The organism is [Flexibacter] sp. ATCC 35103, from assembly GCF_001975985.1.
GTDB lineage: Bacteria > Bacteroidota > Bacteroidia > Flavobacteriales > Flavobacteriaceae > Flavobacterium.
This window is the reverse complement of sequence record NZ_MTQF01000012.1, coordinates 51668-70104: the sequence shown is the minus strand read 5'-3', so window position 1 is coordinate 70104 and position 18437 is coordinate 51668. Positions and strand designations below refer to the sequence as shown.

The following is an 18437-nucleotide window of genomic DNA, read 5'->3' as shown; positions in this document are numbered from 1 at the left end:
CTAAATGGCACGCGGATGACACAGATTCGCTTCGCGAAAGTGCGGATTTATGCGGATTTTTATTTTGAAAACTTCTATTCTTGAGAAATGTTTTTATGAAAACCGAAGCCCTAGCCCTGATGGGAGGGAAAATCCTTTTGTGCCGGGGTTCGGCATAAAAGATTGGAAGGAACAGCAGGAAATAGCTCCTAAAAAAAATAAATCTTAAAAAGTAAAATTTATTCTTTCCCTTTTTCTTTAAGAATAACAGGCAAAATAAATTGGGTTTTTACCGGAAGTCCGCGTTTTAAGGCAGGATTTATTTTAGGGAAATCGACTAACCTCGCATGCAGAATACTGTCGATTTTGATAGTGTCGTAAGCGACAGAATCTTTAGGAAATTGCGGTTCGAATTTCATTGTGGCGTTTGGAAAAACGGTTACTTTTACTTCGATAGTATCCAGTTCAGGATACAATATTGAAAGTGTATCGATATCTAGTTTCTCCTGGATAAGCTGCGCCATAACTTCAAAAAAACATTGTTGGCGTTGTTTTTTATCAGCAATTTTTTCGCAATTAGCTACAGATGGATATTCGTCAACTTCTTTCCAGTTGATTGATTTTAATTCTTTTTGAAGTAACTCTTTTTCAGAGGGAACCTGCTTCTCAAAATATTGACAAGAATTGAAAAATAGGATAATTAAAAAAAGGAAAAACTGCTTCAAGATTCTGATGTTGATTGAATGAAATAATTAAAGTATAAAAATACGATTATTTTTTTTGGGAACCTTTGTATTGCAGATAATCTTCATAGTTTTCTGATAGCCATTTTTCTTTATTTTTTGCAGCAATTTCTTTTTGTTCAGGATATAAAGATGATAATCTATCAGAAAAAGTGGCAATTTGAACAGTATAATTGTAAAATTCTTTTTTGGTTAAAACAACATTTGGATCATTTTTACGATTAAAGTATTCGAAGAAAAGTGCATCAAATTCTTTCATGGAAAAATTTAAAACTTTTTTCTTCTTACTTTTATAAATGCTATCCTGAATTAATTGATCGTCTACAGATAATTTTTTAGTTTGCGCATAAGCAGTGTTATTGATCAAAATGATCAAAAATATAAATATTAGAAATTGCAAAAGTCTGCGCATTGACTAGCTTTAATTAAAGGTTTGTAGGCGTAAAATTACAAAAATATATATGGATTTACTACTGTTATCACTTGGTTTTATATGCATGATTGTTGGTGTTTTTGGTAGTTTTTTACCCATTTTACCCGGTCTTTCAAGTTGTTGGGTTGGTTTGCTATTGTTATATATGACAAAGGCGGTCGAAAATAATTATTGGATTTTGGGAATTACGCTTTTAATAACAATAATCATCACGGTTCTGGATTATGTAATTCCTGCAAAAGGAACGAAGAAATTTGGCGGAAGTTCCTATGGAATTTGGGGTACAAATATTGGATTAATAGTTGGTATTCTGGCTCCAATACCTTTTGGAGTTATTATTGGTCCTTTTGTTGGTGCATTTGTAGGAGAATTAATTTTTGATTCTAAAAATCATAAACGAGCGTTAAAAGCCGCAACTGGATCTTTACTTGGTTTTCTCGCCTCTAGTTTTATCAACTTTATGTTTTGTATTATTTTTCTAGGTATATTTTTGAGTGTGACATGGGAATATCGAAACCTTTTGTTTTAATTATGTAACAATTATTAAGCTTTTTTCTTATTTTTTGTTTTAAATGTAAAATTTACAAAAAAATAATTTTACTTTCATTTGATAACGAAGGGGTTATATTTACTGGCTAGAGCAGTTTTTTTAGTTAAACAACTGTTAATTGGTTGTTCAAGTATTTAACTTGCTTTTTGGAAATGTTAAAATATTTTATATTTTTATCCTGATAAACGATAAAAAGCCTCACTTTATCGATTATTTTGAACTGATTTAAATAATTTAAACAATTTAAGTATGACTCCTAACCTACAAATTGAACTTAGACGTTTTATTTCTTCTAATGTTGTTTCAAAGTTGAACAAGTTTTATTTTGAAAATGATGCCCTTTTAATCAAGGGAATTGATGTTTCGATAGGGACAGTTTTAATGGGCTTGTATAATAGATCTGAAGACTCGGATTTTTGTAAAGGAATTGTTTCACAAATATCGGAAGATTCTACCTTTTATCAGGAAGTCGATTTTACATCCGGTAGAATTTTATCAGTAGATGATTGTTACCGTTTAGAAGGAAATGCTTTGCTGAAAGAAATTTTTACCAATAAAAAAGGAAGAATTTCAGAAATGATTTCAAACGAAGTCGGAATCAAAAGCGAGACAGCGAGAGAAATTCTTAACTTTTCAGCTTTATTAGTAGCTTCTTATCTTAAAAACAATCTTCAATTACTGGAAAGTTTAAAATTACTTCTCGACGATCAAAAAAGAGATATTTTAAACAGTATTCCTCCCGGAATCAAAATCATCCTTGGTTTTTCATGTTACGAATCAGTCGAAGAAAAAAATCAATCTATTGGCAGATCTATCTTCACTCTTTTCGGTCATAATTTCTTCAGTTTCTAGAATAAAAAAATCCCATCTTACAAAGTAAAACAGGATTTTATATTTAAATCAATTTTGAGATGTTTCTTAAACGTTTTTCAAATTGATGATTTCTTGCTCGGTCAAAAAGCGCCAGTTACCTCGGGGTAAATTCTTTTTTGTTAATCCGGCAAATGATACACGATCTATACGTAAAACATCGTAGTCAAAGTTTTCGAAAATCGCACGAACCACTTTTACATTCGATGAACGTAATTTAAGACCTACTTCACTTTTTGCTTCTTTTTCAATGTAACTAATCTCTTCAACAAACACGCGATGTCCGTCAAGAACAAGACCTTTGCTTATTTTTTCTAAATCTTCAAATTTTAGATTTTTATCTAAAGAAACCTGATAGATTTTTGATGATTTCTGACTTGGCAGAGTAAATTTACGAATCATATCTGTATCATTCGTAAACAACAACAAACCAGTTGTGTTTTTATCCATTCTTCCAATCGGAGCAATTTTTGCTGTTGTAGAACCACGAACAAGTTCAAGTACGTTACGGTATTCCTGACCTTCGTCAAGTGCCGTCGTAAAGTTTTTAGGTTTATTCAGTAAGATGTATTCTTTCTTTTCAGGAGTCAGAACAACACCGTCAAAATTAATAACATCATTTAATTTTACTAAATAGCCCATTTCAGTCACTGGTACGCCATTTACTTTAACGTTTCCGGACTGAATGTATATATCAGCATCACGACGCGAACAAACACCGGAATTAGAGATGTATTTGTTCAAACGAATTTCGTCTGCAGCTTTTTGTCTTTTTGGAGCCTGATTCTGTTTTTTAAGTTTTTGCGCCGCTTCTTCTTCCGCAGCCTTAACAGCAGGTTTCACTTTTTTTGGCCCTTGGGCGCGCTTCGCCATAGGAGGTTTTGGCTTGTTAGAGTTTGGTCTAGAGCTATTTGGTCTTGATCCGCCTCTTTTATTATTGCCTTCCTTATTGTTCATAAATTCTGTAATTTGTGCAAAGATAGTTTATTCTTGCTAAATAATCCTAAGTTCATTGTTCTTAGATTAATAGCTATTATTTTTTAGAGTTGCAGGAGCCGTACAATTGGCTTTTTTTTAGGCAGGATTCCCGCTTTTTGTTTCAATCTTTTATTTTTTAGCAATAAAAAAATGATTTCCAATATAATCGAAGTTCAATGAGCTCCTATGAAAATAAATATTAAGTAAATTAATCGATTGTATTTCAGGCAATTGGGTTCTTAAGACATTTGAACAAGTCTTGGGAAACGAGATTCACAAAAGATTTACATTAAAATCTGCGTCATTTTAGCGCTATTTTTAAGGATGTAAAAGCAAATTCTTCCCGTGCCATAAAACACTAGGATTAATCAAAACGATGCAGCAAACACCAGAAACAATCAAAAACTTAAGCACATTGTGTAACAGCAAAAACTGTTCTTTAGAGTTCGATCTCCATAAATAAATCAGGAAAAACAATAAAACCCCAAAACAGACATAAAAGTAAATGTCCATGTAGCCTACATCATAAATGTTGATTAAGATATAAACCGGAATTACAGTTAAAATGGTCAAAGCTGTAATGATTTGTTTAGAAACTGTCTCATTATAAATGATTGGAATCGTTCTGTAATTGTTTACCAAGTCACCTTTTAAATTTTCGAGATCTTTTATCATTTCCCGAATCAATAATAACAAAAACAAGAAAACGGCATGTGCTGAAATCACCATGAAATGGTTCATATGATCCTCAATCTCTTCAAATGAAATCTTATTATAGAAATATAAAAGAATTGCAAAAAAAGGAATCACAGCCATAAAAGCGGCGGTTAAATTGCCAACAATTGGGTATTTTTTTATTTTATGGGAGTAAAACCAAATCAGGAAAATATAGGCTGAAAAGAATATAAAAGCTCTCCAGGAAACAATCAAAGCCATTAAAGCGGCAATAAAATTTAGTGTAAAATAAACCGAAAGCTTTGTTTTCTGACTTACTAATCTGTCCAGCATTGATTTGTTGGGCCTGTTGATTAAATCTTTCTGACTATCGTAAAAATTATTAATTATATATCCGGAAGCGATAGTGATTGCAGAAGCAAAAACGATTAAAAATAAGTTGAAATCAAGTAAAATATCAAGAGCTCTTTTTTCTGGAGCCAATATAAAAATTGCAGATAAATATTGTGCCAAAACAATAATCGGGATGTTATAGCCTCTCACTACTGAGAACAGACTAACAATTTTCATTACTAAAAGTTTATGCTGTCTGCTTAACATTTTTTGAAGTTAGTTTGGGATTTTAAATTAAAGTCTTGTATTGTAAAAGTGCGTTTTGAAGCAATTATTAAAGCTTATCTTTTAGTATTGCTGCAGAACCAAGACCAAGTTTTCGAATGCAAGCTAAGGCTTCTTTTTGAGAAATTCCTACTTCTGTGATATCTTTTTTTTGTACAAAACAAACAGAACCACTCCACGGGCTTGGTGCATCCGGAATAAAAACTGCAAAATTGTTTTCGTTTATTTGCTCGATTAAAAAGGCAAATTGCAGTCCTGCATCTGTAGGAACCAGGATAACTTTTAAGTTTTCATTAGATTCAAAACCCATTATACTTTCATTTATACCTTTCATAAATGAATATCCGGGAACGAAACTTAAGATTCCGTCTTCCAGTTTTTGAATCAATCTTTTTGCATAAGCTGTTCTGGCTATTAGTCCGGCAGTAATGCAAATAATGCAAAGGATTAAAATAGCGGCTATCTCTTCAATTGCCAATCCCAGAATTTTCACTTTAGGAAAATGATTTATAATTGGAAGTGTAATTTTCTGAATAATGTGATATCCTTTTTCTAAAAGAACCAATAATAAAACGAGAGGTGCAAGAAATAGAATTCCGCCTAAAAAAGTTGCTTTTATAATCTTTAAAATACTTTTCATATTAAATAACTTTTAAGGTAATAATTCTAGGAAAGCATATTCAATAAGCCAGTCTTTTTAGCGGTCTACTTATTTAGAATTGGTAAACGACCTCTAACTTATAGTCTTTTAGAGATTGTTTCGCACGCTCTAAATCTTCAGTAAAGCCTAGAATATAACCACCTCCGCCAGAACCACAAAGTTTTAAATAATAATCATTTGTGTCTATGCCGTTTTGCCAGATTCCATGAAATTGCTCCGGAATCATTGGTTTAAAGTTGTTTAAAACGACTTTTGATAGCTTTTTAGTATTCATAAACAACGATTTCATGTCGCCATGCAAAAAGTTCTCTACGCAAGCATCAGTATATTTTACAAATTGGTTTTTAAGCATCGCACGGAAACCTTTGTCTTTTAGGTTTTCCATGAAAATGTTTACCATTGGTGCAGTTTCTCCAACAATTCCAGAATCTAATAAAAACACAGCACCTTTTCCGTCAAAACTTTGAGTCGGGATTCCGGTTGCTTCAATATTGTCTTTGGAATTGATTAAAATCGGAATACTCAAATAACTGTTTAAAGGATCTAAACCAGAGCTTTTACCGTGGAAAAAACTCTCCATTTGAGCAAAAATATTTTTAAGTTGTAACAGTTTTTCGCGAGTTAAATTCTCTAAAACGGTTATTTTGTGTGTAGCATATTTGTCGTAAATAGCAGCAACAAGAGCGCCGCTACTACCAACTCCGTATCCTTGCGGAATACTGGAGTCAAAATACATACCTGTTTCGACGTCATTCTTTAAACTTATCAAATCAAAAGCAACCAATTCCGGTTGTTCAGTTTGTAAATTTTCAAGGTAAGTTACGTAACGTTTTAAACTTGCGTTTGATGCGATTGCTTCTGCCGAAGGTTCTTCGGATTTTTTCAATGCACCATTATAAAAATTATAAGGAATAGAAAGTCCTTTAGAGTCGCGGATAATTCCGTATTCTCCAAAGAGTAATATTTTTGAGTAAAATAATGGTCCTTTCATGTTTATTTAATGTCTTTCTTTTAGGAAGAAGTTTTCTTCGTTTATTAACCTTTAATATATAATCCAATAATCATCATGGCCAATGCAAAAAATAGACCAACAAACCATTTTATCATATCATTTTTTGCATCTGTAATTTCTTTTTTTACAAAATCTCTAGTTGCAATTTCGTTTTTATCCTGTCTAATTTCTTCGCTAATAGTTCTGTCGATTGCTTCAACAAATTCTTTAGCCTTACTTTCGTCAAGATTAAGTTCTTTTCTAAATAAATCGTAAAGTTTTATTGTTGCAGTGTTCATAACTAAAATAGATATTATATATAAAGATACGGAAAATTATAATGCAATTGCACCGTCTCCAATTTGGTCACAAATGTACTGACCATTCTGACAAAATACAACTAATTCGTCCTGAATAAATTGTAATACTTTATCGCTAACGTTTTCGGGATAAAGTACATGGACATTTGCTCCGGCATCAAGCGTAAAACAAACCGGAATCTGGGTTTCATTTCTGAATTTCCAGATTGCATTTATGATCTGCAATGTGTTTGGTTTCATCAAAATAAAATACGGCATCGATGTCATCATCATAGCGTGCAGAGTCAAAGCTTCGCTTTCTACAACTTTAATGAATTCGTCTAAATTTCCACTTTCGAAAATAGCAATCAATTGATCCAGATTTTCGTGTGCCTGAGCAAAACGTCTTTCCGCATAAGGGTGATTGTGCATTAAATCATGTCCTACAGTACTCGAAACTTGTTTTTCGCCTTTATCAACTAATAAAATCGTATCCTGATAATTTTTGAAATTCTCATGTATAGCATACGGAAATTCAACTCCGTATAAATCTGAACTTCTTTTGATATTTGCCTGATTTCCCCAAGCAACAACATTTCCTTTTACACTTCTACAAGCACTTCCGGAACCTAAACGGGCTAAAAAAGAAGCTTTTTGGTAAAAGTATTCCTCTGTCATTTCAGGATTCAATACTCTTTCCAAACTCATAAAATTCATTGCCAAAGCTGCCATTCCTGAAGCCGAAGATGCAATTCCGGAACTGTGAGGAAACGTGTTTTGCGTATCAATCGTAAAATGATAGTTTTTTAGAAAAGGTAAATAAATTTCAATTCGTTCTAAGAACTTTTGAATCTTAGGTTTGAAATCTTCTTTTGGTTTTCCTTCAAAAAGTAAATCAAATGAAAAAGGTGTCACGCTGAGCGATCCCGAGGTTTCGGGAGAAGTGTCTTTCTTCTCAAATCCTAATTTGGTAATTGTTTTACAGTTATTGAGCGTAAAACTTACCGATGGATTTGCTGGAATTTGATTGTCTTTTTTCCCCCAATATTTTACTAATGCAATATTGCTGGGAGCACTCCATTCAAAATTTCCATTTTCTATAGTCGAAGTATATTTTTCAGGAATAAAATCAGTTGCTGTAAACATGAATTATAAATTTTGGCAAAGATAGTTTTTAAATATTTTTACCATATAAGTTATATAAGAAAATATAAATGAAACTTCAACTAAAATGAACTTATAGGACTTACTATGGTTTAAACTTTCTTTTGATTATTTTTGAAAAAAAAATCTAATGAATAAGGTCACCAAAATCGTCATATCGCTAATTATTTGTTTAATGGTAGGTTATTCTGCAAGTGTCGTTACAAGGCCAAGTGTTGAAAGCTGGTATCCAACGATTATAAAACCTGCTTTTAATCCGCCAAATTGGATTTTTATGCCGGTTTGGACATTGCTTTACATTTTAATGGCGGTTGCTGCCGGATTAGTTTGGGATAAAATAAAGGAACAGAACGAAGAAGTAAAAAAAGCTTTGGGTTTCTTTTTAATTCAATTGACATTAAATGCTATATGGTCGTATATTTTCTTTGGTTTAAAAAATCCGATGTTGGCTTTAATCGAAATTGCACTATTATGGCTAATGATTTATGAAACGTATTTAAAGTTTATAAAAATCAATAAAACGGCAGGATATTTATTAATTCCGTATATGGCTTGGGTTGCTTTTGCCGGAATTTTGAATGCAAGTATCTGGTGGCTTAACAGATAGTTTTTCTAATTTTTAGACTCTACTTTTTCTTTTTTGAACATCTCATTTTTAGCATACAAAAAATCCATTGTGGTCAATATATTATTGTTTACTAAAAGTTTTGCAGATCTTGGGTCAGCATCGCAGAAATCAATAAAAAGATCTTTTTCTTCTGGCTTTAATTTTAATTCCTGAGTAAAAAAGGCATAAGGAATCGATGCTGCTACTAATTTTTTGAAACCGGTTTCTGAAGTTTTCTTTTTGAGTTCTTCTTGTTTATCTTTTTTAAATAAATTTAAAAGTCCGGTTCCCATTCTGCCAAAGTCCATGCCATTGGCAATAGTTCCGTCATAAACGCCGGTATATTTTTGTAAAGACTGGTTGTCTTTTGTAAATTTTATATCATCTATATTTTTTTGGGAACTGTGGACTTGGTCAAATTTTATAGACGTAACGATGACTTCTCTTAATTCTTCGGCCTTTATAGTCATATTTACAGTTAGATTATCACGATCAATAATTTCTGGAGTTATTTTTAATCGTGTAAAAAAATAATCTTTAGAGAAAAACAACAAACTGTCGTTGACCTGAACCAGAATAGAGAAACCTCCCAAATCATTTGTTCTGCTGCTGGTTTTTGCAGTTTTATTGATAACTTCTACTTTATTAAGCGGATTATTATTAGAGAGAACTATTCCGTGAAGTAGTTTTTCTGTTTGCGAAATTCCAAGTTGGTATGATAAAAAAGAAATTATAGTAAATAATATTACTTTCATTTAGGATTAATTAGATGAGAGTAAAATTATTAGAATACTCTTAATGAAAACTTACAGAATCTGTAAATTCGTGTTAATTTGTTTATGTTTTTTTATTTTCTGCTGCAATTTTAAAGGTTGAAATTGTGACTGAAAACTGCGATCAAATGATTTTATACGATTTCAATTAATTCCAACGGACTATTTATTACCAATTTTGCGCCGCTCGCGATTAATTCTTCTTCTGTTCGATATCCCCACTAAACACCAACAGGAAACATTTCAGCATTTATAGCAGTTTGCATATCAATATCAGAATCTCCTACGAAAATTATTTCTTCCGGTTTTAAATTCCAGTTTTTGCTTATTTCTATTGCTTCAAACGGATTTGGTTTTTTAAGGGCTTCGGTACTTAGTCCAATTGCATTATTAAAATAATCAGGAAATATTTCTGTAGCTATTTTTTTAGTAAGCTCATCGGCTTTGTTCGAAAACACGGCTAGTTTTATGTTTTGTGAAACCAAATGATCTAATAATTCATTGATTCCGTTATAAGGTTTTGTTTTAAGCGTACAGATTTTACGATATTCATTAATCATAGTCTCAAAACAAGTTTCAATTTGATCTTCGCTATTGTTTGATGAAGGTAAAGCTTTGCTAACTAAATTTCGTAAACCACTACCAATAAAATATTGATAAGCATCATAAGTATGTATTGGATAATTCAGACTTGTAAGTACTGTATTCATTGCGTCGGAAATGTCTTCTAATGAGTTTACTAACGTTCCGTCTAAATCAAAAATAATTCCTTTGTATTTCATTCTATTAAATATTATTAGCCAAAATAAACCCGCTTGTCCAGGCATTCTGAAAATTGAACCCTCCGGTAATCGCATCAATATTAACAATTTCACCTGCAAAATATAGGTTTTGATGCAACTTGCTTTCCATGGTTTTAAAGTTGATTTCTTTTAAATCAATTCCGCCTGCGGTAACAAATTCTTCTTTAAAAGTACTTTTTCCATTTACTTTAAATTCAGCTTTTGTGAGTTGAGCAGCTAAGTTTTGTAATTGAATTTTAGACAAATCAGCCCATTTTGTTTCGGCTTCAATTGCTGCAGCTAGAACCAGACTTTCCCATAAACGATTTGGGAAATCGAAAGGAGATTTTTTAGAAACCGCTTTTTTGGCATGTTCTTGTTTTAAGTCTTTTAGGATTTTTTCGGCATCTTCGGTATCAACATCATTTAGCCAATTGACAAAAATCGTAAACTGGTAATTTTTATCGAATAAAATGCGTGCTCCCCAAGCCGAAAGTTTCAAAATTGCGGGACCACTCATTCCCCAGTGTGTGATTAATAAAGGTCCGGTAGATTCTAGTTTGGTATCTTTTACGTTTACGGTAACTTGTGCTGCTACGCCTGGTAATTCTTTTATACGGGAATCTTTGATGTTGAAGGTAAATAGGGAAGGTACAGGACTTACAATGGCATGTCCTTGGGTTTGTAACATTTCCCAAATTTTAGGATTACTTCCTGTCGCGAGAACTAATTTTTCTGTAGCATAATTTTCGTCCTGCGTGTCAATTTTCCAATGATTTTCGGCTTTAAAGATCGATTGTACACTTTGACCAGTTAGAACTTTAATACCTAATTTTCCGGTTGCTTCGAGGAAACAATCAATAATGGTTTGCGATGAATTCGAAACGGGAAACATTCTTCCGTCGTCTTCAATTTTTAATTCAACACCATGTTTTTCAAACCATTCAATTGTATCTCCGGAACAAAACTGATGAAAAGGCCCACGAAGCTCTTTCTCGCCACGAGGATAAAATTTGACGAGTTCACTTGGCTCAAAACAAGCGTGAGTTACATTGCATCTTCCGCCGCCGGAAACGCGAACTTTAGAAAGTACTTCTTTTCCTCTTTCTAAAATGGCAATTTTAAGTTTCGGATTTTTCTCTGCAATATTAATCGCGGTAAAAAAACCTGCAGCGCCTCCGCCAACAATAATTATGTCGAAATTTTTGATCATATTTTATTTTTTGTCACAAGAGTTTTAGCCACGAATTCACGAATTTTTATTCTCACACATTGTCAAAAAATAATTCGTGAATTCGTGGCTATTACACTTTATAGTTTATCAGGAAAATCAGAGATAATTCCGTCTACGTGGTAACTTTGTATTTTTTTAATGTCTTCTTTATTGTCTACTGTCCAGGGGAAAACAAGAAAACCTTTTTCCTGTATTTCCTGAACATTCTCCAGATTTAATAATTGGTAATCCGGATGAATGGCGTGTGCTTCTATTAATTCGGCAAAAGCCAAAGCTTTCTCCAGATCATCTTCTGTTAAAACTCCAATTGCTATATTTGAATTTAGATTTGTCGTTTCCTGTAGTAAATCCCAATCAAAACTAGAAATGATAAAATGTCCGTAATTCCAGTTTTTATCAGCAATATATTTTTCAATCAAAGCGACAACTTTAGCTGCAGTTCCTAAACCTTTCAATTCGATATTGATCAGGCATTTTTTGTTTACCAAATCAAAAACCTCATTTAAAGTTGGTATTTGATCTTTCTCATCAATCAAAAACGTCTTTAATTCAGATAAGGAGAAGTCATTTACAGCACCTTTACCATTGGTCGTTCTGTCAATTGTTTCGTCATGAATTACTATAATATGTCCGTCAGAACTAAGGTGAACATCCAGTTCAATTCCGTCAGCATTTAAGTCTAATGCTTTCTGGAATGCTTTTAAGGTATTTTCGGGGTCGTATCCTTTGGCACCGCGATGGGCTATTTTTAGCATGTGTGAAGATTTTACCGCAAAGGTCGCAAAGTTTTACGCAAAGGTTGCAAGGAATGGAAAAAAAGTTGGACACAGATTAAAATGATTTTTTGTTTCACGCAGATTTTAAAAAGATTTGAGCAGATTTTGCAGATTTTTTTAAAATGTATTTATAAATAATCTGTCCGTATAGACTTTTTAATCTGCGAGAGAAAGATTTCTAAAAGTTTAATCACAGTAATAAGGAATGGAAAAAAGTTAGCCACAGATTAAAAAGATTAAAAGGATTTTTAAAATCTGTGCTAATCTTTTTAATCTGTGGCTAAAAACTTTTAGAATAATTTCTCAGCGCTTAAATACGCTCTAATAAAACAAGTCCGTATTGTGAGTCGATTATTGCTTTTCCGTTCTGAACTTCTGTTTCTTTATTAGAAAAAGCATCTTTTAATTTTGTGCCGTTTTCGAAAATATAATCTACAGGAAGTTCTTTTATTCCAATACCAAGATCTAAACCAATTATAACTTGATCAGAAAAATTATTTTTATTGAATATTCGCGAAAAAATATACGGTTTTTCAGTAATCATAGTATGTATTCCTGCGCCAACAGCTGGATGGTTTCTTCGAAATTGACCCAATTTTTGCCAATGCCAAAGTATTCTCTTTGTTTCTTGGTCTGACTCAATATCATCCCAATTCATGAAAGAACGTAAAGTGGCATCGCCTTCAGTTCCTTCTATTACCAAAGATCGACCTGATTCATCTCCATAATAAACCTGAGAAATTCCGGGGGAAAGCAATAATTTGGTTCCGGATTCAAAAGTTCTGTTACGATTGCCATCAAAAGGATCGGGATCATCGTGTGAGGATATATAATTAAGAACGCTGTAACCGTTTAATTCATTTTGAAGTTTATGTGAATACTTCGAAAATATAGCTTCATAATCATTTTGAGCATCTAGTTTAAACTCAAAATTGATCATGCTATTAAAGCCATTATCGAAATAATTTACTTTTCTATCTCCAAAATCATAATCTTGTCCACCGCTAATTCCATAACCATAAACTTCAGCAATGGTATAAAAAGGATTTTGATCTAGTATTTCTGATGGATGATTTTTCTTCCAGGTTTCGAAAGCGTATTCACATTCTTTTTTAAAATCAGCCCAAACGTTTTCTTCAGTATGTTTTACGGTATCGGCTCTGTAACCGTCAATCCCAAACTCCAGAATATAATCTGTCAGCCATTTTATAATATAATATTTAGGTGATCTGGGATATTTTGTTCTTTTGAAAAACTCGTCTAATGAAGTGGTTTCTTTATCATAACGACCTTCATTTTTCCATTTTTCGATTAAAAAAGGAGGCAATGCTACATCTTGATTACTTTCGGTTCGTATGTCAGGAAGATTATCTACCAGGGTACACATCGTGGTATTTTCAAATGATTTGTAATCGCATACAATTCCGGTTCTAACCCAATCTTTAGGCCAGACAGGATCTTCAGGAGTTACTGGTCCGGTATGATTGATAACGCCGTCAAGCATAATTCTGATGCCTTTTTCATGCGCTTTTTTCACCAGATTGGCTAAATCTTCTTTGGATCCAAAGTTTGGATCTAAAGCCGTCCAGTCTCTTGCCCAATAACCATGATAGCCATAGCTAAGTCCGGTTCCTTCATCGACACCATCGTGAATTTGTTCCACAATAGGTGTAAGCCAAATCACATTTATACCTAATTGATCAAAGTAACCTTCGTCGATTTTTTTAATGATTCCGATGATATCACCGCCTTCAAAACCACGCAGTTTTCCCGAAGTTTGGGTTCGGTTGAAGTTGATATCGTTCGAAGGATTTCCATTATAAAAACGATCGGTAAGTAAAAAATATATGTTTGCACCTTCCCAAACGAAAGGCGTTTTTGAAGTATTGTCTTTATTCATTGAAATTTATTTATTGTAGAGGCGCACCGCAGTGCGTCTTTACATGCAAAGAATCTTAAAGATAAAGAAAGGAAAGCATATAAATGAAAAAACCGCCACGAATTCACGAATTATTGTTTTTATATAGTTTGTGAATTTGTGGCAGAAAATGTATTGTCTAAAATTTAAACCCATAGAAACATAGATTTTATTTCCTTTGAAAAGATGAAAATAAATGATACATCATTTACACATACCTATCAAAAAAAACCGCCACGAATTCACGAATTATGTTTTTATAAAAATTCGTGAATTCGTGGCGGAAAATATTATGTTTTAAATTTATTCTAATTCTAAAACAATTGCTGATTTTGGTTCTAAAGTAATTTCAGTAGCTAAATCAAATGTTTTTCCTGTCAAAACATCTTTTCCTGATTTAAAGTTTTTGATGTTTTCTTTAAAACGATTTGTTTTGATAGTCTGCGCTGTAGCATTATTATTAAAAACGACCATTACGGTTTTAGTATCCGTATATCTGAAATAAACATAAGTATTATTTTCCGGAATATAATGTGTCATTTTTCCGAAGTGAACTGCCTCGTTTGATTTTCTCCAGTTGAATAACTTCGAAGTGAAATCAAAGTAATTGGCTTGTTCAGCCGTTCTTCCTGCTGCGGTGAAAGCGTTGTTTTTGTCGCCAATCCATCCGCCAGGAAAATCTTGTCTAATATCTGCATCTCCTTTGCTTTTGTCTCCGCCCATTCCAATTTCTGAACCGTAGTACAATTGCGGAATTCCACGAATTGTAGCTAATAAAGTCATTGCCAGTTTGTATTTTGGTAAGTCATATTTAAACTTATCATTCATACGATCTGTGTCATGATTTTCAGTAAAAACCAAAATATTATTGGTGTTTGGATACAAATAATCCATTGCAAAATTGTTGTAGAATTTAATCAATCCGTTGTCCCAGCTTGGTTCATTTTCGTTAAAAGCAGAAGTAACCTGACTTTGAAGCGTAAAATCCATTACACTTGGAAGGTTTGAATTGTAATTTTCAATAGCACCAATTTTACTGTCTTTTTGCCAAAAAGCTAAATTCGCCTGATTGTGCATCCAGATTTCACCCACGATATTAAAGTTTGGATATTCATTCGTGATTGATTTTGCCCAATTTGCCATGGCTGTTTTATCCGAATAATTATAAGTATCCACTCTAAATCCGTCAAGATTGGCGAATTCAATCCACCAAATTGCATTTTGAGTCAAATATTTTGCGACAAGAGGATTTCTTAGATTTAAATCCGGCATAGAAGGAACAAACCAACCATCAACACAAACTTCCTGATCTGTTTTTGAAGCGTGAATATCTGTAATTACCTCACGACGATGGTGCGTTTGTGTGTAATTTTCGAATTGATTTATCCATGATTTTGTTGGTAAATCCTTGATCATCCAATGCGTAATTCCCCAGTGATTGGTTACATAATCCATAACCAGTTTCATATTCTTTTTGTGCATTTCTGCCGATAAGCGAGCGTAATCGTCGTTTGTTCCGTAACGCGGATCTATTTTGTAAACATCAGATTGCCCGTAAGTATGATACGAATGTTGTTTGTCGTTGTCTTCGCATAAAGGCGTGCTCCAGATTGTAGTTGCGCCAAGAGACGAAATATAATCAAGATTTTTGATAATTCCTTCAATATCTCCTCCGTGACGACCGCTTGGATCTTGTCGATTTCCTTTTTCTGTTAAAACGGCATCGCTGTCATTTTTAGGATTTCCGTTAGCAAAACGATCCGGCATAATTAAGTAAATCATATCCGATGCATCGTAACTTTTTCTGTCTGCTGAATTTGCTCTTCTTTCCTTTAGCGAATATTTCTGCGTAAAAGAGACTTTGTTTTTGGTTTTGAAAGAGAAAACCAATTCAGAAGCTTTTAAGTTTTGCGTATCAATTGTTACAAAAAGGTAATTAGGATTTTCGGTTTTTTCTACATTTTTAATCACCACATTGTTTGAAACCGAAGCTTCGTATTGTGCAATGTTTTTTCCGTAAAACATAATCTGTAGTTCCGGATTTTTCATTCCGGCGTACCAAAATGGTGGTTCTACTTTTTGGATTTGCGCTTTCGCGGAAGCAGAAAACAACAGAACGATTAAAGCTAATTTGTATATATAGTGGTTTAGGTTGTTCATAGTAAAGATGAATTTAAACCATATAAGAAATGTAAGAACATTTAAGACAAAAACTGGGGAGATTTCTATTTAAATGGACTTACATTTCTTATATCGTTAATTAAATTATTTAGTTTCGATAATGCTTATCGCATAACCTCCGCCAGGAGCAGATAACTGCGATAATTTTGATTTATTTGTTACAGCAATTTTCTTGATAGTATAAGCTTGCGGATTTGTTTTGTAATGCGCATCTTTTGCATCAGCATAAATTGTAGCGGTATATTTTTTACCTTTTTCAAGGAAACTGAAATCGATGTTTGATGTACGAGGAGTTTCTCCGTTTACGTTTCCTACGAACCAGTTGTTTGTTCCTTTTGCTTTACGGGCAACAGTGATATAATCTCCTGGTTCAGCCTCGATATATTTACTTTCTGACCAATCTACAGCCACATCTTTAATGAATTGGAATGCATCTGGAAAACGGTTATAGTTCTCCGGCGTATCAGCTGCCATTTGCAATGGGCTGTACATTGTAACGTATAATGCTAATTGATTTGCAATTGTACTGTTTACATGAGATTTGTTATCTGGATTCATTTTGCTGATATCCATTTCGAAGATTCCTGGAGTGTAATCCATTGGTCCACCAATTAAACGTGTAAATGGTAAAACGGTAACATGATTTGGTTTAGAACCTCCAAAAGCTTGGTATTCTGTTCCTCTTGCAGCTTCGTTTCCTATTAAGTTAGGATATGTTCTTGCAATTCCGGTTGGGCGAACTGCTTCGTGAGCATTCACCATAATTTTATAATCAGCTGCTTTTTCGATAGCATATTGATAATGGTTTACAATCCATTGATCGTAATGGTTTTCACCGCGAGGTAAAATATCACCAACGTAACCGCTTTTTACAGCATCATATCCGTTGTCTTTCATGAATTGGTATGCTTTGTCCATATGACGTTCGTAGTTACGAACAGAACCTGAAGTTTCGTGGTGCATGATGATTTTGATTCCTTTAGATTTTGCGTATTCGTGCAAACCTTTTACATCAAAATCCGGATAAGGTGTTACGAAATCAAAAACATAATCTTTTGAGTGACCAAACCAGTCTTCCCAACCTTCGTTCCAACCTTCAACTAAAACAGCGTCGAAACCATTTGCAGCAGCAAAATCAATATATTTTTTCACATTAGCATTGTTTGCTCCGTGTGTTCCGCTTGGTTTTGCTTTAGAGAAATCAGAAACGCCCAATTGTACCGTTGGGAAATCGTTTGTGTAGGACCAAGAGCTTTTTCCTGTAATCATTTCCCACCAAACACCAATATATTTTACCGGTTTAATCCAGGAAGTGTTTTCAATTTTTGATGGATCATTTAAGTTATAAGTCATTTTTGAAGACAAGATTTCTGTCGCATTATCGCTTACCATAATCGTTCTCCAAGGCGAGTGACTCGGCGCTTGCATATATCCTTTATCACCTTTTGCATCCGGCGTTAACCAAGATTCGAAAATCATGTTTTTGTCATCAAGATTCAAGTGCATGCATGAATAGTTGATCAAAGCTGCTTCGTGTAAGTTGATGTAGATTCCGTCAGCAGTTTTTAACATCAAAGAAGTCTGAACTCCAGTTGGTGAAAAGTTTTTTTGCGAAACGTTTGCTGTGTATGCTTTTTCAGACAAGCCTCTAATTTCAGATAATTTTGATTTTGTATAATCGTATTCCTGAGTGTCGTAATCTCCCGGAATCCAGAAAGCGGTGTGATCTCCGGTCATGGCAAATTGAGATCTTTCTTCTTTGATTACAAAGTAAGTAAGATTCTTTTGTGCCGGAAATTCATATCTAAATCCTAAACCGTCATCAAATAAACGGAAACGAATTATGATTTGTCTGTCAGTTCCTTTTTGATTTAAAGTTACGGCCAATTCATTATAATGATTTCTAATATTGTCTACTTCTCCCCAAACTGGTTTCCAGGTTTCATCAAAAGTCGATGTTTTTGTATCTGCAACTATAAAATCATTCAATAAAGACTTTTTATCATCTTTAAGTTCAAGACCTAATTTACTGGTTTTTACAACTTCTTTGTTTTTATATTTCAGATTATAAGTTGGAGTTCCGTCGTTTTGAAGCGAAAATTCCATTACGAACTTGCCTTCGGGTGATTTTAATTGTTGCGCTTTTGCAATCGAGCTAAAAGCAAACAAGATTAAACTTGCGAAAAATAAGTTTTTCATGTTTTT

At 33.3% G+C, this 18437-nt stretch carries 18 protein-coding genes; 3 read left to right on the top strand and 15 right to left on the bottom strand.

Annotation, left to right across the window (positions count from 1 at the left end; all coding sequences use genetic code 11):
* Positions 1–218: 218 nt before the first annotated feature.
* Positions 219–704 carry a hypothetical protein gene (locus tag BXU01_RS21035; RefSeq protein ID WP_083695192.1) on the bottom strand — a complete coding sequence of 162 codons (486 nt, stop codon included), beginning with the start codon at positions 702–704 and terminating at the stop codon, positions 219–221.
* A 46-nt stretch (positions 705–750) separates the two neighbouring features.
* On the bottom strand, positions 751–1098 hold the full coding sequence (locus BXU01_RS21030; protein ID WP_083695189.1) for a hypothetical protein: 348 nt from the start codon (positions 1096–1098) through the stop codon (positions 751–753).
* A gap of 85 nt (positions 1099–1183) precedes the next feature.
* Here BXU01_RS21030 and BXU01_RS21025 point away from each other — a divergent pair, with 85 nt between their 5' ends.
* On the top strand, positions 1184–1684 hold the full coding sequence (locus tag BXU01_RS21025) for a DUF456 domain-containing protein (protein WP_083695187.1): 501 nt from the start codon (positions 1184–1186) through the stop codon (positions 1682–1684).
* Between the two features lie 270 nt (positions 1685–1954).
* Positions 1955–2557 (top strand): DUF937 domain-containing protein, encoded by a 603-nt coding sequence (locus BXU01_RS21020; RefSeq protein WP_083695185.1) that lies wholly within the window; start codon positions 1955–1957, stop codon positions 2555–2557.
* Positions 2558–2623: 66 nt separating this feature from the next.
* Here the strand turns inward: BXU01_RS21020 and BXU01_RS21015 are convergent, their stop codons facing one another.
* The 6 genes from BXU01_RS21015 to BXU01_RS20990 all read right to left on the bottom strand — a co-directional run bounded on the left by BXU01_RS21015 (position 2624) and on the right by BXU01_RS20990 (position 7943).
* Entirely contained in the window at positions 2624–3532 is a 909-nt protein-coding gene (locus BXU01_RS21015; RefSeq protein ID WP_083695183.1) for a pseudouridine synthase, read from the bottom strand.
* A gap of 339 nt (positions 3533–3871) precedes the next feature.
* Entirely contained in the window at positions 3872–4828 is a 957-nt protein-coding gene (locus BXU01_RS21010) for a geranylgeranylglycerol-phosphate geranylgeranyltransferase (RefSeq protein ID WP_083695180.1), read from the bottom strand.
* Between the two features lie 67 nt (positions 4829–4895).
* Positions 4896–5486, bottom strand: coding sequence for a hypothetical protein (locus tag BXU01_RS21005; protein ID WP_083695178.1), 591 nt, complete (start codon positions 5484–5486; stop codon positions 4896–4898).
* A gap of 73 nt (positions 5487–5559) precedes the next feature.
* On the bottom strand, positions 5560–6498 hold the full coding sequence (locus BXU01_RS21000) for a mevalonate kinase (protein ID WP_083695175.1): 939 nt from the start codon (positions 6496–6498) through the stop codon (positions 5560–5562).
* 44 nt (positions 6499–6542) lie between these two features.
* Positions 6543–6797, bottom strand: a complete 255-nt coding sequence (locus tag BXU01_RS20995; protein WP_055097316.1) for a hypothetical protein — start codon at positions 6795–6797, stop codon at positions 6543–6545.
* A gap of 36 nt (positions 6798–6833) precedes the next feature.
* Positions 6834–7943 carry a diphosphomevalonate/mevalonate 3,5-bisphosphate decarboxylase family protein gene (locus tag BXU01_RS20990; protein WP_083695172.1) on the bottom strand — a complete coding sequence of 370 codons (1110 nt, stop codon included), beginning with the start codon at positions 7941–7943 and terminating at the stop codon, positions 6834–6836.
* A gap of 148 nt (positions 7944–8091) precedes the next feature.
* Between BXU01_RS20990 and BXU01_RS20985 the strand changes: the two genes are divergently transcribed.
* Positions 8092–8568: a TspO/MBR family protein gene (locus BXU01_RS20985; RefSeq protein WP_083695169.1), complete on the top strand. Its 477-nt coding sequence runs from the start codon at positions 8092–8094 to the stop codon at positions 8566–8568.
* 5 nt (positions 8569–8573) lie between these two features.
* On the opposite strand, the gene BXU01_RS20980 is transcribed toward BXU01_RS20985, so the two are convergent.
* From BXU01_RS20980 to BXU01_RS20950, 7 genes are all read right to left on the bottom strand, one after another.
* Positions 8574–9323, bottom strand: a complete 750-nt coding sequence (locus BXU01_RS20980; RefSeq protein WP_083695166.1) for a hypothetical protein — start codon at positions 9321–9323, stop codon at positions 8574–8576.
* A gap of 239 nt (positions 9324–9562) precedes the next feature.
* Entirely contained in the window at positions 9563–10123 is a 561-nt protein-coding gene (locus BXU01_RS20975; RefSeq protein ID WP_255373816.1) for an HAD family hydrolase, read from the bottom strand.
* A 4-nt stretch (positions 10124–10127) separates the two neighbouring features.
* On the bottom strand, positions 10128–11336 hold the full coding sequence (locus BXU01_RS20970) for an NAD(P)/FAD-dependent oxidoreductase (protein ID WP_083695164.1): 1209 nt from the start codon (positions 11334–11336) through the stop codon (positions 10128–10130).
* A gap of 98 nt (positions 11337–11434) precedes the next feature.
* The gene (locus BXU01_RS20965; RefSeq protein ID WP_083695161.1) at positions 11435–12112 is read right to left on the bottom strand and encodes a glycerophosphodiester phosphodiesterase family protein; all 678 of its coding nucleotides are present in this window, start codon (positions 12110–12112) and stop codon (positions 11435–11437) included.
* A 331-nt stretch (positions 12113–12443) separates the two neighbouring features.
* Complete coding sequence (locus BXU01_RS20960; RefSeq protein ID WP_123774129.1) at positions 12444–14033, bottom strand: alpha-amylase family glycosyl hydrolase; 1590 nt, start codon at positions 14031–14033, stop codon at positions 12444–12446.
* 321 nt (positions 14034–14354) lie between these two features.
* Complete coding sequence (locus BXU01_RS20955) at positions 14355–16211, bottom strand: glycoside hydrolase family 13 protein (protein ID WP_083695159.1); 1857 nt, start codon at positions 16209–16211, stop codon at positions 14355–14357.
* 105 nt (positions 16212–16316) lie between these two features.
* Positions 16317–18431 (bottom strand): glycoside hydrolase family 97 protein, encoded by a 2115-nt coding sequence (locus BXU01_RS20950; protein WP_083695157.1) that lies wholly within the window; start codon positions 18429–18431, stop codon positions 16317–16319.
* Positions 18432–18437 lie beyond the last annotated feature (6 nt).

What these genes read in the sequence shown, in the direction of transcription:
- BXU01_RS20975 (WP_255373816.1), bottom strand. Translation starts at nt 10,123, where the DNA reads ATGAAATACAAAGGAATTATTTTTGATTTAGACGGAACGTTAGTAAAC.
- BXU01_RS20950 (WP_083695157.1), bottom strand. Translation starts at nt 18,431, where the DNA reads ATGAAAAACTTATTTTTCGCAAGTTTAATCTTGTTTGCTTTTAGCTCG.
- BXU01_RS20985 (WP_083695169.1), top strand. Translation starts at nt 8,092, where the DNA reads ATGAATAAGGTCACCAAAATCGTCATATCGCTAATTATTTGTTTAATG.
- BXU01_RS21015 (WP_083695183.1), bottom strand. Translation starts at nt 3,532, where the DNA reads ATGAACAATAAGGAAGGCAATAATAAAAGAGGCGGATCAAGACCAAAT.
- BXU01_RS21010 (WP_083695180.1), bottom strand. Translation starts at nt 4,828, where the DNA reads ATGTTAAGCAGACAGCATAAACTTTTAGTAATGAAAATTGTTAGTCTG.
- BXU01_RS21025 (WP_083695187.1), top strand. Translation starts at nt 1,184, where the DNA reads ATGGATTTACTACTGTTATCACTTGGTTTTATATGCATGATTGTTGGT.
- BXU01_RS20990 (WP_083695172.1), bottom strand. Translation starts at nt 7,943, where the DNA reads ATGTTTACAGCAACTGATTTTATTCCTGAAAAATATACTTCGACTATA.
- BXU01_RS20960 (WP_123774129.1), bottom strand. Translation starts at nt 14,033, where the DNA reads ATGAATAAAGACAATACTTCAAAAACGCCTTTCGTTTGGGAAGGTGCA.
- BXU01_RS20965 (WP_083695161.1), bottom strand. Translation starts at nt 12,112, where the DNA reads ATGCTAAAAATAGCCCATCGCGGTGCCAAAGGATACGACCCCGAAAAT.
- BXU01_RS20970 (WP_083695164.1), bottom strand. Translation starts at nt 11,336, where the DNA reads ATGATCAAAAATTTCGACATAATTATTGTTGGCGGAGGCGCTGCAGGT.
- BXU01_RS21005 (WP_083695178.1), bottom strand. Translation starts at nt 5,486, where the DNA reads ATGAAAAGTATTTTAAAGATTATAAAAGCAACTTTTTTAGGCGGAATT.
- BXU01_RS20980 (WP_083695166.1), bottom strand. Translation starts at nt 9,323, where the DNA reads ATGAAAGTAATATTATTTACTATAATTTCTTTTTTATCATACCAACTT.
- BXU01_RS21020 (WP_083695185.1), top strand. Translation starts at nt 1,955, where the DNA reads ATGACTCCTAACCTACAAATTGAACTTAGACGTTTTATTTCTTCTAAT.
- BXU01_RS20995 (WP_055097316.1), bottom strand. Translation starts at nt 6,797, where the DNA reads ATGAACACTGCAACAATAAAACTTTACGATTTATTTAGAAAAGAACTT.
- BXU01_RS21000 (WP_083695175.1), bottom strand. Translation starts at nt 6,498, where the DNA reads ATGAAAGGACCATTATTTTACTCAAAAATATTACTCTTTGGAGAATAC.
- BXU01_RS20955 (WP_083695159.1), bottom strand. Translation starts at nt 16,211, where the DNA reads ATGAACAACCTAAACCACTATATATACAAATTAGCTTTAATCGTTCTG.